This is a genomic window from Paenibacillus sp. JNUCC32 (assembly GCF_014863545.1).
GTDB classification, from domain to species: Bacteria; Bacillota; Bacilli; order Paenibacillales; family Paenibacillaceae; genus Paenibacillus_AQ; species Paenibacillus_AQ lautus_A.
Genome location: NZ_CP062260.1, coordinates 5,116,475 through 5,130,788, shown reverse-complemented (window position 1 = coordinate 5,130,788; position 14,314 = coordinate 5,116,475). Strand labels below are relative to the sequence as shown.

The window sequence follows — 14,314 nt, the reverse complement described above, 5'->3', positions numbered from 1 at the left end:
AATTTGACGATCGATCGTTTTCCTCGCAAACCGGGAGTGATGCCCTGCGCTTAGGGAAGGTAAGCATTTAATGCCTAAACATCGTTATTTGCTCTGCAGCGCATGTTTCACAGGTTTCCCGGCTTCAAGCGTTACGGCCTCGTCGTACAGCTTGATCTCGATGGATTCGCCTTCGACGATCTCCAAGGTCACGCCGTCCTTCTCGATGTTTACGCCGATGAGACGGCCGCGGAAGTTCAAGCGGAACGCATACTTCTCCCAGTCCTTCGGAATGGCCGGGGAGAGGGAAAGTCCGCTTTCCTTCAGACGCATGCCGGCAAAGCCGTAGACGATCGACATCCAGGTGCCGCCCATGTTGGCCATGTGCAGGCCGTCCTTCGTGTTGCCGTGCGTATTGTCCAGGTCGAGGCGTGCCGTCTCGATGAAGTACTCATACGCTTTGTCCATATTGCCGATCTTTGAGGCCATGATGCTGAAGATGCAGGAAGACAGCGACGAATCATGCGTCGTGATGCCTTCATAGTAATCATACGAACGCTGGATCGTTTCCCAGCTTTGCTCGTCTTCCAGCAGGAAGTGGGCGAGCACCGTATCCGCTTGTTTGCACACCTGATAACGGTAAATGGTGAGCGGGTGATAGTTCAGCAGCAGCGGATATTTGTCCTCCGGCGTGTTCTCGAAATCCCATACCGCTTTGCGAAGGAACGTATCGTCCTGCGGGTTAATGCCGAGTGCTTCATCATACGGGAGCAGCATGGCGTCCGCCGCTTTCGCCCAAGCGGAGATTTCATCCGCGGTTACGCCAAGCCGGCCGCACAGGGATTTGAAGCCTTGTGCATCGTAGGACTCCAGAATGGCGCAGCTTTTGGCGGCCCATTTCAGGTTATGCTTTGCCATAACGTTTGTGTAATAATTGTTGTTCACGCAGCAGGTATACTCATCCGGCCCCGTCACCTCATCGATATGGAAAGCGCCGTTATAATAATGGCCGATGTCGGCCCACAGGCGGGCGGTTTCGATCAACACCTCGGCCCCGTAGGACAAGAGGAAATCCCGGTCCTGCTCGGCGAGATAATTCTGAATATAGCTGTAGGCGATATCTGCGCTGATATGGTATTGCGCCGTTCCCGAAGGGAAGAAGGAGGAGCATTCCGTTCCGGAGATCGTGCGCCACGGGAACAGCGCCCCTTGCCGGTGTCCCATTTCCCGCGCTCTGTCTCTCGCCTGCTCCAGCGTGGAATAACGATACAGCAGCAGCTGGCGCGCAATGTCCGGCTGCGTCATCAGAAATACCGGGAACATGTAAATCTCCGTGTCCCAGAAATAATGGCCTTCATAACCTTCGCCGCTCAGTCCTTTGGCGGAAATGTTGCTGTGTTTGTCCCGTCCGGCGGATTGCAGCAGCTGGAATAGATTGAAGCGGATGCCTTCCTGGAGCTGGTCATCGTTCTGAATCACGACGTCAGCCGACTTCCAGTAGTCGTTCAGATACTCGCCCTGCTCGGCAAGCAAGTCCTCGAACGAAGTATCCTTCAACTCCTCCTGCAGCTGAATGCCGCGCTCGATCATCTCTTGCCCGTGACGAAGACTGTCGGTATACAGATTGTATTTCGTAAAGTGGATCGGTCCGGTCAATGGAAGGACAGCCGTGAAGGTAACCTCTCCAGTTCCGGCTTCGAGCTGAATGTCCGCATCGGCATTCAAGCGATGACGGGTCACGCAAGCGGCACGCAGCTTGGACGCCATCGTCTCGTCTACGACATAGGCATCACTGCCCTTGACGCCGGCATCGATGACGGTCATCCGTTCCGCATGCCCTGCGCCTACCCGGGGATCGTTGGCATTGGTGTAGTTCTTCACGTTGCCGTTCACGGTGGAAACGATGCGAACCTGGCCGTTGAAATTGACCGGCTCCATCCGAACGTCGATGGCGAACAGCTCGCGGTGCGCAAAGGACACCAGACGGCGGAAGGTCAGCTTGAGCTCTTTGCCCTCGGGCGATTTCCACTGCACGATTCGTTCGGAATACCCCTTGTCCATATGCAGGCGGCGTTCATGGGCAGTGATCGTTCCGTGATCCAGGCGGAAAGGTTCTTCCTCGTCGCCTAAATAGATCAGGACCGTTTGGGCATCAATATTGTTAACGAGCTTTTGCTGTGTATCGGGAAAGGCGAAGAGCTTCTCGCCGTAAGGGATTTCAATCACGTCGTGGAAAGCGTTCAGGTAGGTGCCGCGAATGGTGGACAGGCGCTCGCCGTAGCCTTCTTCGAAGTTGCCGCGCACACCCAGGTAACCGTTGCCGAGTGCAAAAATACTTTCCATATTCAGCAGGGCTTGCTGCGACAAATCAGGATTTGATATATTCCAGGTCATGGTCTACACTTCCTTCCTAGCATGGTTATGCTTGAATTTTAGAGCCAATCGGAGTTATGTTATACTAAAATATCAAGGTTTTTATCAATATTTTTAGGTGGTGGGGAAATAATGAAAGAGCCTTCACGTTCTGGAAACCAACCCTTTTACCTCTCTTCCCGCATGCATTATTTGCGCGAGAATTTTATCCATCCCCCGTTCGACTATGAGCACGAGCTGCTGGAAGCGATCCGCTTCGGCGATGAGAATAGAGCCATGGACATGCTGCGCAAAATTAACGAGCTGGAAGCGGCCGTGCTGGCGACGTATCCGCTTCGGTCGAAGAAGAATGCCTTGATTGCCTCCTGCACCTTATTTACCCGGGCCATCATCAAAGGCGGCGTGGATCCCGAGATCGCCTTTCATTTAAGCGACACGCTGATCCTGGAGATCGAGCGAATGAGCGATGTGGAGCGGCTGGTTCATTTTGAATATGAGATGCTGGTGCAGTTTGTGTCGATGATCCGCTCCGAGAAGGAAGACGTGTCGTTCTCTCACATTGTGAACCTGGCGATCTATTACATCCGGGAGCATATTTTCGAGGAGCTGACCCTGCAGAGGGTCGCGGAATATTTGAAGGTCCACCCGAGCTACCTGTCCGATCGTTTCAAGCGGGAGACGGGCGAAGCCATAACCACCTTTATTAATCGGCGGAAGATTGAGGAATCCAAGCATTTGCTGGCCAATACGAACCAGTCGATATCCGAAATCGCGTTTACGTTCAAGTTCTGCAGCCAGAGTTATTATACGCAATTGTTCAAGAATTTTACGGGAATGACGCCGAGAAAATTCCGGATAAGCGGCACGGCACGTTAAAGGACGATCCTATCGAACAACGAGAAAAGAGAGACGCTGCCCATGAAGAAACTAAAGCAGAAAATGCTTCACTTAAGTCTGGAGAAGAAACTGATTGCGGCGTTCTCCGCCTTCATCATCGTTCCCCTCCTTCTGATCGGCGGTATCGTATCCTGGGTCTACGTGGAGAATAATCGAAGCACGATGATTGATGCCGCCGTGGAAAACAACAAACAAATTATGAAAAATATCGATACCTCCCTGCAGCCGCTGCTCCGGCTGTCCATGTTCCCGATCCAGGACTCCACGGTGTATCCCATTATGCGGAAGGATTATGGCAAGGTGGCGTATCCATTGCTGGAGCGGGGGCAGGATTTCGATAAAGTGAACGGCTTGATCCAGAGCGGGATCATGCTGTATTCGGACTTGATTGACTCCGTGGTTATCTACCACGAGAACAGCCGGTCCATCATTGGCCGAAGCAACCGGGAATATATGAACTTCGCTTATTTCAAGGAGCAGTTTACCCGCGAGCCTTTTGTCCGGAAGATCAGGGAAGCGTATGGCGGCTTTGTCCCGATAGGGATTCATCAGGAGCGGCTGCTGTCAACGAAGGGAATTCCGGTCGTGTCAGTGGGCAGGGCCATCTTGGATCCGTACACGAAGGAGGATCTCGGGTTTATCCTTTTTAATATTTCGGTGGATAAACTCAAGACGCTGTGGAGCGAGTCGGCATTTTCCGAGAATACGAATTTTTACTTGGTCGACGAAACCGATCATATCGTGCACAGTGTTCACCCCGAGGAAATCGGACTGGCGGCGTCCGAGGTATTGGGAAGCGACTTTCAATATAACGCGGACGGCCAGGTCAACACGCAGATCAGCCGGGATACCTACATGATTTCTTCTTCCTCTTCCATGGCGAATTGGAAGGCGGTCACGGTTATCCCGAAGAAGGATCTGTTCTCGATCGTGTACCTGATGGTGGCTATTCTGATCGGTGCGTTGATCCTGCTGCTCGTGCTGTCCATCCTGATCTCGGCCCGGATTGCCACCACGATCATGAAGCCGCTGGCGGTGCTGAACAGCAAAATGAAGCTTGTCTCCCAAGGTCAGCTTGACGTAAGCTTTGATACGAAGCAGCACGGCGAAATCGGCGTGATTAGTCATACCGTGGACCAGATGCTGCACGAAATTCGCGATTTAATCGAGCGGATTTACGTGGAGGAAGAGGAGAAGCGGAACCTGGAGATGAATGCGCTGCAATCGCAGATTCGTCCGCATTTTATCTACAACACGCTGAACGTGATCAAGTGGATGGCCAAGATTCAGGGGGCAACGGGCATTGAAGAAGCGCTGCAGGCTTTCTCTTCGGTTATCAAGTTTACGGTGAAGAAGGAAGGCGACTACGTGACCATTGCCGAGGAAGTCGAATTCATGGAGAACTATACGAAAATTCTCGATTTCCGCTATTTTAATAAATTTGATGTCACGTACGAGGTGGATCCGGCCGTAATGAATCATAGGACCTTGAAGTTTCTGCTTCAGCCCCTTGTGGAGAACGCGGTTTTCCATGGCTTTGAAGGCATCGATTACAAGGGCAGCCTTGTCATATCGATTTATGAGGAATCGGATGCGCTGATCATGAAGGTATGCGATAACGGGCGCGGTTTTCCGGAGGGCGGACAGGCGAAGGTGGAGCAGGACGGTCCGCAGGATACCTTCAACTCGATCGGACTGAACAATATACGGAACCGGATATCCCTTCATTTCGGGCCCGAGTACGGCCTGTGGATCCAAAGGGGAGAACAGGGCGGAACGGTCGCATGGCTTCGGGTTCCGATCATCACAGAAGAAGCAGGGTGATAGCAAGTGCGAATACTTATAGTAGATGACGAGCCGCTCGTTCGGATCGGGATCAAATCGGCGATTGACTGGGAAGCTCAGGGCGTGGACATTGTCGGTGAAGCGGGGGACGGCGAAGAAGCGCTGCGTCTGATAATGGAAACTGTGCCGGACGTAGTGCTGCTGGATATCAAAATGCCGAAGATGGACGGGCTCGAGGTGCTCCGGACGATCAAGGACCGGCAGATCCCGGTTCAAACGGTCGTGTTGAGCAGCTTCGATGATATTGCCTACGTGAAGGAAGCGTTGAAGCTGGGGGCTTTTGATTATTTCCACAAACCCGACATGAATGAACGCGAGCTGACTGCGATGCTGAAGAGCGTCCGGGAGCAGTTTGGGAGCCGGGGGATTCCGGCCCAAGTCGGGCCGGGTACGGCGGGCAACCGGAAGGAGCAGATATTATATGACGCTCTCCGTGGCCATGTTCATGATCTGCATGAAACGGAGCTCAAAGAGGGCAATATGTACGTCGTTCTTTTCAGAATCAAAGATTATCACACGGTTATCAAAAGGTACGCCAAGGAAACCGAGTCGATCCTGCCGAATACGGTGCAGAACGTCGTCAGCGAGATTCTGTCCACAGAGAAGGAAGTCGAATATCTTCAGCTGGATGAACAGTGCAGTGCCGTATTCATCAGCAACAGCGAGCTGAAAAGCCTGCTGGCTTCGTTGACGCGCGTCAATAAAATGGTGCAAATGATCAGTTCGGCGCTTAAGCGGTTTGTCAATATCGACATCGTGCTGGGCATCAGCGACTGGTTTGCCGATTTCGACGGCATTCGGACGGGCTACGAGCAGGCGGGCAAAGCGCTGTCCCATCAATTTTACCACCCGGATACGTCGATCTTTTATTATCAGCATCTGAAACAGAAGGGTGAGCACGTCTATAGACAGGCCGATGCCTATGTAAGCCAGATGAAGTCTGCCCTCAGGGAGGAGGCGAACGAGCGCTTCCTGGAGCTGCTGTCCCAGTGGGAGAAGTTTCTGGCGCAAGAAGAATGCATGGAAGAGAAGGATGTCCGCAAGGTATACGAAGGTCTGCTGTTTATGATCGGAGAGGGCACAGCCGTACCGGGCGGGGGAGACGTTCAAGAAGAAACATCGGCCTTTGAAGAGATCCATGAGTTCGGGCAGCTGTCGGCCTCATACCGTGCCTTGTTCGAGGAGCGGCTCAAGCATCGCAGCCATCTGGAGCTGAGAGGTTACAGCCAGCTCACGCGCAATATTATGGAATATACGGAGGAGCACTACCCGGAGAGCCTTTCCTTGAAATTGTTTGGGGATTTGTTCCACGTCAGTCCGAATTATGTCAGCCGATTGTTTAAGCAAGAGGTCGGTCAGGGCCTGTTCGATTATATTAACGAGCTTCGGATCGAGAAGGCGAAGGTGCTCCTCAAGGACTATCGCTACAAAATTTATGACGTTGCCGAGATGGTGGGATTCAATAATCAGGCCCATTTTGCCATTGTATTCCAGAAATACACAGGCTTTTCTCCTAAACAATATAGGAAAGATGAAGTGTGATATTAGAGAAGAAAGTGTGATTTTTCATAAAAACGCTCGTGAAGTGCAATCTATTTATAAAAAAAATAGTCAATTTTAAAAAATTAATCATCATTTGATTAATTTTTTTTGTTGTCCCGGCTCTTTATCATGAAGATGTAAGGTAAAACGAAAAGAAACGTGGGGGGTAGCATCATGGGTAAATGGAACAAGAAGTTTTCGGCCATGCTGGTTTTGTGCCTGGCTCTTGTTGTGGGTTTAACCGCTTGCGGCGGCAGTAAAAGCGCTGACAATACAGATAATGGAGCCGGAGACGCTGCTGAAAAAGTAACGGTGAATTTCGGATTCTGGGGTACGGCGCAGGATTTGGAGATTTATCAGAAAGCGGCTGACACCATCTCCGAGCAGTATCCGGAGATCGAACTGAAAATCAAGCAATATCCGAGCAGCGAGCAGTTCTGGAACACGCTTCCGGGTGAAATTGCTGCGGGCGTAGCGCCTGACTTCATTAAGATGTCCAATGAAGGTGCTTACGAGTACATCAATAAAGGGCTGTTCTCGCCAATCGATGACCTGGTTCAAGCGACGGGCGTGGACATGAACCGTTTCCCGGATACATCGAAGAAGATTTGGAACGTGGACGGCAAGCAGTACGGCGTGCCGAACAGCGATATGCCGGCGATGTTCTTCATCAATGAGCAAATGTGGAAGGATGCCGGCCTTGGCGAGTACCCAACCACATGGGATGAAGTCATCGAAGCGGCCAAAGTGCTGAACAAAGGCGATGTGAAGGGCATTATCGTGAACCTGGATGCCTTCCATATCACGAACTACGTGAAGAGCTTCGGCGGCGGCTGGGGTAATGGTGAGACCATCAACTCCCCAGAGAACGTCAAAGCGCTGGAAATGATCATCGATATGTACGACCAAGGACTGGCGGTTACGCCGAAATCGCTCGGCTTCGGCTGGGACGGCGAAGTATTCAGCAATGAGCAGGGCGCTATGAGTACAGGCGGTTACTGGTACAAAGGGTACCTGAAGGATGCGAATCCGGACCTGAAAATGGTTGCCATTCCGGTTCCGAAAGGAACGACGAACGGAAGCACCATGAGCTCTGACGCTTACATGGTATTGAAAGACGCGAAGAACAAAGAAGCTGCGCTGAAGGCTGCTTACTACATGACCAACGACGATACGCAAACCGCATTCATGGAGCTTGGCTTCAATCCGGCCGTATCCTCGCTGTCCGAGCAGTATTTCGAGAAGAACCCTGAATTCAAGGCGCTGCAGCCTGCGCTGGAGTACAGCACGGACTATGGGTATCCAACGGATACCAAGCGCTTTACGGATGAGCTCGTGAAAGAATTGGAAGGCCTGATTCTGGGCGGCTCCGGTAAAACGGCTCAGCAAATTCTCGACGACATTCAAAGCCAGTTCAAATAAGAAAGAGGCAACACCCGCTCCCGCTCCTTGTTATCAGGGGAGCGGGAGCCTTTGTTCACACCACTTTGTGGGGGTTTTCCATGAACCAACCAATTTAAGTTTGGAAGCGGGGGATAACTTATGTCCGATTACAGCAGCAAGCACGCTGATATGAAGGGGAACAAGATCAGGCAATCCTGGTTCCGTTCGTTGGCAGACTCCGATAAGACGCTGGGCTGGTTGTTTACGCTGCCCTTTTTGATTTTGTGGGCATGGTGGTTTCTGTATCCATTCATCCAGTCTTTCGTAAGAAGTTTTCAGGATGCGAACTTCGCTGCCCTGGATCAGGCCAAATTCATCGGCCTCGAAAACTATGTCACCATTCTGCAAGATAAAGAATTCTTCCGGGCGCTGCTTCACTCCCTGGAAATCGTCGTCATCTCGATTCCGATACAGACCCTGCTCGGTCTGCTCTTGGCGATCCTGGTGAACCAGAAGCTGAAGGGCAAGGGGATATTCCGGACCGTGTTCTTCATTCCGTATATCACCTCGCAGATCGCGATCACGACCGTGTTCATGATGCTCTTCAAGCAGGGCACCTTCCTGACGAAATTTTTCGGAGCTTTAGGCTTCGGGAACGTGACTTGGTTTGCGGATACCAGCTATGCGCTCTTATTCGTATGTATTCTGTTTATCTTCCAGCAAGCCGGCTTCACCATGATTGTGTACTTGTCGGGCCTGCAGGAAATTCCGAAAGACTTGTATGAAGCGGGCGAGATCGACGGGGCGTCCAAGTGGAACAAATTCCGCTACATTACGGTGCCGTTCCTGAAGCCGATCACGTTCTTCATCGTGTCGGTGTCGACGATCGCCGGCTTCCAGATCTACGACCAAATTGCCGCGATTTCCCGTTATGGCGCGCTCGGCTCGCCGGCCGGCGCTACCAGCACGGTGGTGACGTATTTCTACCAGCACGGGATCCGTTACATGAACATTGGATATGGAAGCGCGGCGGTGGTGCTGTTCTTCATGATCATCATGCTGATTACGTACCTGCAAAAAAAATTCCTGGATGAGAAGGAGTGAGAGTAATGTTGACCCGTAAGAATAACGGTCGGCCGTTTCTGTACATCGGCACGATTATCCTGGGGCTCTTATTCGCCCTTCCTTTTCTCTATACCATCTATACGTCCGTCATCCCGATGCGCCATGTCAATACCCTGACGTCGCCGGCCAACTGGACGTTCGAGAACTTCAAAATCTTCTTCACGAACGATGCGTACAACGTGCCGAGATGGTTCATGAACACCGTGATCATGACCGGCGTCGTTGTCATCGGGAACCTCATCATTAACCCGATGGCCGGCTTTGCGCTGGCCAAGCTGAATTTCAAGGGAAAAGGACTGATTTACTGGATTGTAGTAGCCACCATGATGGTGCCGTACCATATGATCCTGATCCCGGTTTACGTGAACGTGGCGCAGCTCGGATGGCTGAACACGTTCTGGGGATTGACGGTGCCCTTCCTCTATCAAGGCTTGTATATCTTCATGCTCCGCCAGTTCTTCATCTCGGTTCCAAACGAGTTCCTGGAGGCTGCGCGGATGGATGGCTTGACGAAGATGGGCGCTTTCTGGCGGATCGTGTATCCCCTGGCCCGCTCATCGCTGATTACGATGTCGATTCTTGCATTTGCCGGAACCTGGAACAGTTACCTCGTTCCGAGCACGCTGGCGAATACGCCGGAAATGTATGTGCTGGTGGTCGGCCTGAACAGCGTGAAGGATATGTTCTTCGAGAATACGCCGATGATCATGGCAGGAGTCGTGCTGTCCACGCTGCCGATCATCCTGTTCTTCTTCCTGTTCCAGCGCCAATATATCGAGGGGATTTCGAACGCAGGCGTCAAAGGCTGATATAGAAGCATCGGGAGGGATTAGACATGGATAACGTGGAACAGCGTGCAAAGGACCTTCTCGCGCAGATGACCTTGGCCGAGAAGATCGGACAAACGGTGCAGTACGGCCGGTGCGAGGAGCGGGAGCTGAAGCTGGTTGCCGAAGGCAAGATCGGGTCGCTGCTGAATGTGCATGGTCCGAAAAAAATCAACGAGCTCCAGCGGCTGGCCGTGGAGGAAACGCGGCTGGGGATTCCCCTTCTCATCGGGGATGACGTCATTCACGGTTCTCGCACCATCTTTCCGATTCCGCTCGGCGAAGCCGCCAGCTGGGATCTCGAAGGGATGGAGAAGAACGCCCGCATTGCGGCAGAAGAGGCGGCAGCGGAAGGCATCCGCTGGACTTTTGCCCCGATGGTGGACGTGACGCGCGACCCCCGGTGGGGGCGCATTGCGGAGAGTACGGGGGAGGATGCCTATCTGTCCTCCCTGGCCGCTGCCGCGAAGGTAAGAGGATTTCAAAGTCCGAACGGGGACGGCAACCCGACCGTAGCGGCATGCGTGAAGCATTTTGCCGGTTATGGCTGGATTGAAGGCGGCCGGGACTATGATACAACGGACATGTCGGAGCGGACGCTGCGGGAAACCGTGCTGCCGCCGTTCGAGCACGGGATTCGGGCAGGCGCTCTGTCGGTGATGAGTGCTTTCAGCGAACTCAATGGGGTTCCCGCTTCCGGAAGCCGCTATCTGCTGCGGGATATATTGAAGCGGGAGTGGGGCTTTGACGGCATGGTGGTCAGCGACTGGGAGTCGATCGAAGAGCTGATCTACCATGGCTATGCGGAGGACCGGAAGGATTCTGCGCGGAAGGGGCTGAACGCCGGCGTCGACATGGACATGCATTCCGGCGTCTATCTCGATCATCTGGAGGCGCTGGTCCAGGATAACCCCGAGCTGCTTCAGCTGTTGGATGATGCGGTGCTTCGCATTTTGAGGGTGAAATTCCGCCTCGGATTGTTCGAGAACCCGTATGTAAGCGAAGAAGGCGAAGAAGCCGGAGAGCTGCTGAAAGGGCGAGCCATTCCAGCAGCGCATCTGGCCCAGGCCAGGGACAGCGCCCGGAAATCGATCGTGCTCCTGCAGAATCGCAGCGGGATTTTGCCGCTGGATACCGGCAAGCACAAGAAGCTGGCCTTGATCGGGCCGCTGGCCGATGATCGCCATAATTCAATGGGCTGCTGGGCTTGGAAAGGCCGGGATGAGGACGTTGTCACGGTGCGGGATGCTTTTCAATCGGAAATCGCGCCGAAGGCCGAGGTGTTCTACGAGCAGGGCAGCGGCATACTGGAGGAGCTGGACGGTGGAGTCGATCGTGCCGTTCAGCTCGCCAGACAGTGCGATGTCGCCGTGGTCGTTGTGGGCGAATCCGAAGCGATGACCGGCGAGCATTACAATGTGACCTCCATTACGCTTCCGCCCTGCCAGGAGCGTCTGATTCAGGAGTTGAAGAGGCAGACCGGCACGCCGATCATTGCCGTGCTGATGAACGGCCGTCCGCTTGCGACTCCATGGCTGCATGAGCACGCCGATGCCGTGGTGGAAGCTTGGCATTTGGGAACCGCCACAGGCATTGCGCTTGTGGACGTGCTGACGGGCGCGTACAATCCGAGCGGACGCCTGCCGGTTACCGTTCCGCGCGCGACGGGCCAAATTCCGATGTATTACAACCGGAAGAATACCGGGCGGCCCCACCTATACGAAGATTATATCGATTGTGATGATTCTCCGCTGTATCCGTTCGGGTACGGCCTCAGTTATACAACGTTCGAATATACGGATCTGCAGCTGGATCGGCATCAGATCGGCCGGGACGAATCCGTGCGTGTATCCGTGAGCATCACGAATACGGGATCCAGAGCCGGCGAGGAAACCGCGCAGCTCTACATCCGCGACTTGGTGGCAAGCTCGACCCGGCCGGTCAAAGAGCTAAAGGGGTTTTCCAAGGTGCGGCTGCAGCCTGGTGAAAGCCGTGAGGTGCATTTTACGCTGGGACGTGAAGAATTGGGACTGCTGGATGAAAGGCTTGAATTTACGGTAGAGCCCGGAAAGTTCCATGTCTGGGTCGGACCGCATTCGGAGGAAGGACTGCAGGCTGAGCTTGAGGTTGTTGAATAAAGGGGGATTTATGCATGGACTACCGCGTAATTAAAGAAGGAGACGTGTTTTTTCTGACCGGGCTTAACGGAGATATCGTCCAGGGGGACGATCAGGGCCATGGTTTGTATACGAAGGATACGCGTTTTCTGAGCCGCATGGAGCTGTTCATCGATGGCGAGAAGCCTTCGCTTCTGTCCTCCACGGGGGATAAAAGCTATGTGGCCTCCTTCCGCCTGATGAAGGATGCCAAGGATGAAGGGGCGATCGAAGTGCTTCGGGAACGCTTCATCTATGATGGCGTCTTGTATGAGCGCTGTACGTTGACCAATTACTTTGTGACCGATTCGAATATCGAGTTCGGGGTTTCCTTCGATGCGGATTTTCAGGATATGTTCCTGGTCCGTAAATACCGTACGGGCGAAGTCGGCAAAATGGAAGGGATTCGGACAGGCGATCAAGAGTTGACGCTGGCCTACGTCGGCGCCGACAAGCTGAGAAGGCAGACGCGCATTGCCTGGGATGCGGACGGCGGCAATGCGGATGATACCGGCACGGTTTCGTTCTCCTTGTCCCTGAAAGCCAAAGAGCAGAAGGTGATTACGTTCTTTGTCACGCCGATGACGGAGCGGCAACCCGCAGCAGAGACGCTGACTTATGAAGAGGGGCTGAAGAAACTCGAAGCCTCGTACGAAGCTTGGTACGGAAACAGCTCGCAGCTCCAGTCGGATTCCGCGCTGTTCAGCGGCTTGTACCAGAGAGGATTGCAGGATCTGCGCATGCTGACGACGGATGTAGGCTTCGGCGATACAACGGTAGCCGGATTGCCATGGTTCGCGGTTCCGTTCGGCAGAGACAGCTTGATCACGGCGCTGTTCATGCTTCCGGCGAACCCGCAGCTTGCCAAAGGAACCTTGAGAACGCTGGCGGCTTATCAAGGCGAGAAGACGGACCCTTGGCGGGATGAGCAGCCGGGCAAAATCATGCATGAGATCCGCTATGGAGAACTGGTCACGACGAACCAGTCCCCGTTCTCGCCGTACTACGGCACCATCGATTCCACGCCGCTGTTCCTGGCGCTGATCGGCGAGTATTACCGCTGGACGGGCGATCTCTCCTTAGCGGAGGAGCTCAAGCCGAACGTGCTGCGGGCACTGGATTATATCGATGCCGCGCTCGAAGCGGGCTCCGGCTTCATGGCCTACAAGCAGGAAGCCGAGAAAGGCTTCCCGAACCAGGGCTGGAAGGATTCCGCCAACTCGATCATCCATGAGAACGGCGAGTATGCGGAATCGCCGATCGCGCTGTCGGAGGTTCAGGGTTACGTGTATCAAGCGAAGCAATCGCTGGTACCCGTCTTCGCGGAGCTGGGCGAGCCGGAACTGGCCCGCAAGCTGGAAACGGAAGCCGAGGAGCTTCGCGTCCGTTTTGAAGCGGCCTTCTGGATGGAGGATGAGCAGTGTTACGCCATTGCGCTGGATAAGGATCAACGCCAGGTACGCAGCGTAACCTCGAATCCCGGGCATCTGCTCATGAGCGGATTGCCGGAAGAGAGCCGCTCGAAGGCGCAAGCCGAGCGGATGCTTAGAAGCGACATGTTCAATGGATACGGCATCCGCACGATGAGTACTGGCTCCACCGGCTACTATCCGGTGAGCTATCACAATGGGAGTGTATGGCCGCATGACAATGCCATGATCCTGCTGGGTCTCGGCAAGCAAGGATTCAAAGCTGAGGCAGGCAAGGTGATTTCCGGTCTGCTCCAGGCATCCGTGCATTTTGAATACCAGCGTTTGCCTGAGCTGTTCTGCGGTCATGATGCGAAGCTGGGCCATCCCGTTCCTTACCCGACAACCTGTTCGCCGCAGGCTTGGGCGGCGGGAACCTCGATCGTCTTCCTGCAGGCGATGCTCGGATTGTATCCGAACGCGGCGAAGAAGGAAATCGCGTTGTCCCCGTTCCTTCCGGAAGGGATGAACGAACTGAAGGCCGAACGGATTGCGATCGGAAGCGGGCACCTGTCGGTAAGCGTTGTGCGTAAGGCTGACAGCAGCGCGTTTCATGTGGAAGTGCTTGAGAATACAACCGGATTTGACCTGGTTAGCTGATCTTATACAAGATTTGCTTTTGAACAACCTGTCTCTTAGTGCTTAAGGGTCAGGTTGTTTTTTGTTGAAATATTAGGAACGTATGTTCTATAATAATGAGGTGATATTGAACAGATTA

9 protein-coding genes are annotated in these 14,314 nt (G+C 53.6%); 8 read left to right on the top strand and 1 reads right to left on the bottom strand.

Translation table 11 applies throughout. The annotated features are described in order from the left end of the window. Nucleotides 1–84: 84 nt before the first annotated feature. Nucleotides 85–2,373 carry a glycoside hydrolase family 65 protein gene (locus JNUCC32_RS22745; protein ID WP_192569922.1) on the bottom strand — a complete coding sequence of 763 codons (2,289 nt, stop codon included), beginning with the start codon at nt 2,371–2,373 and terminating at the stop codon, nt 85–87. 111 nt (nt 2,374–2,484) lie between these two features. Between JNUCC32_RS22745 and JNUCC32_RS22740 the strand changes: the two genes are divergently transcribed. The 8 genes from JNUCC32_RS22740 (at nt 2,485) to JNUCC32_RS22705 (ending at nt 14,196) form a co-directional block, all read left to right on the top strand. Next, nucleotides 2,485–3,228 carry a helix-turn-helix domain-containing protein gene (locus JNUCC32_RS22740; RefSeq protein ID WP_096774748.1) on the top strand — a complete coding sequence of 248 codons (744 nt, stop codon included), beginning with the start codon at nt 2,485–2,487 and terminating at the stop codon, nt 3,226–3,228. Between the two features lie 42 nt (nt 3,229–3,270). Further along, nucleotides 3,271–5,073 (top strand): sensor histidine kinase, encoded by a 1,803-nt coding sequence (locus JNUCC32_RS22735; RefSeq protein WP_192569921.1) that lies wholly within the window; start codon nt 3,271–3,273, stop codon nt 5,071–5,073. A 6-nt stretch (nt 5,074–5,079) separates the two neighbouring features. Further along, nucleotides 5,080–6,636 carry a response regulator transcription factor gene (locus JNUCC32_RS22730; protein WP_192569920.1) on the top strand — a complete coding sequence of 519 codons (1,557 nt, stop codon included), beginning with the start codon at nt 5,080–5,082 and terminating at the stop codon, nt 6,634–6,636. A 174-nt stretch (nt 6,637–6,810) separates the two neighbouring features. Then, nucleotides 6,811–8,058: an ABC transporter substrate-binding protein gene (locus JNUCC32_RS22725; RefSeq protein ID WP_192569919.1), complete on the top strand. Its 1,248-nt coding sequence runs from the start codon at nt 6,811–6,813 to the stop codon at nt 8,056–8,058. 120 nt (nt 8,059–8,178) lie between these two features. Continuing rightward, nucleotides 8,179–9,123, top strand: coding sequence for a carbohydrate ABC transporter permease (locus JNUCC32_RS22720; protein ID WP_036664730.1), 945 nt, complete (start codon nt 8,179–8,181; stop codon nt 9,121–9,123). 5 nt (nt 9,124–9,128) lie between these two features. Continuing rightward, a complete protein-coding gene (locus JNUCC32_RS22715) occupies nt 9,129–9,953 on the top strand; it encodes a carbohydrate ABC transporter permease (RefSeq protein ID WP_192569918.1) in 825 nt (274 codons plus the stop codon). 26 nt (nt 9,954–9,979) lie between these two features. Further along, the gene (locus tag JNUCC32_RS22710) at nt 9,980–12,109 is read left to right on the top strand and encodes a glycoside hydrolase family 3 N-terminal domain-containing protein (protein ID WP_192569917.1); all 2,130 of its coding nucleotides are present in this window, start codon (nt 9,980–9,982) and stop codon (nt 12,107–12,109) included. A 14-nt stretch (nt 12,110–12,123) separates the two neighbouring features. Beyond that, nucleotides 12,124–14,196 carry an amylo-alpha-1,6-glucosidase gene (locus JNUCC32_RS22705; RefSeq protein WP_192569916.1) on the top strand — a complete coding sequence of 691 codons (2,073 nt, stop codon included), beginning with the start codon at nt 12,124–12,126 and terminating at the stop codon, nt 14,194–14,196. Nucleotides 14,197–14,314: the final 118 nt, after the last annotated feature.

Coding starts and splice junctions, on each gene's coding strand:
- JNUCC32_RS22715 (WP_192569918.1), top strand. CDS start 9,129: ATGTTGACCCGTAAGAATAACGGTCGGCCGTTTCTGTACATCGGCACG.
- JNUCC32_RS22735 (WP_192569921.1), top strand. CDS start 3,271: ATGAAGAAACTAAAGCAGAAAATGCTTCACTTAAGTCTGGAGAAGAAA.
- JNUCC32_RS22725 (WP_192569919.1), top strand. CDS start 6,811: ATGGGTAAATGGAACAAGAAGTTTTCGGCCATGCTGGTTTTGTGCCTG.
- JNUCC32_RS22720 (WP_036664730.1), top strand. CDS start 8,179: ATGTCCGATTACAGCAGCAAGCACGCTGATATGAAGGGGAACAAGATC.
- JNUCC32_RS22745 (WP_192569922.1), bottom strand. CDS start 2,373: ATGACCTGGAATATATCAAATCCTGATTTGTCGCAGCAAGCCCTGCTG.
- JNUCC32_RS22705 (WP_192569916.1), top strand. CDS start 12,124: ATGGACTACCGCGTAATTAAAGAAGGAGACGTGTTTTTTCTGACCGGG.
- JNUCC32_RS22740 (WP_096774748.1), top strand. CDS start 2,485: ATGAAAGAGCCTTCACGTTCTGGAAACCAACCCTTTTACCTCTCTTCC.
- JNUCC32_RS22710 (WP_192569917.1), top strand. CDS start 9,980: ATGGATAACGTGGAACAGCGTGCAAAGGACCTTCTCGCGCAGATGACC.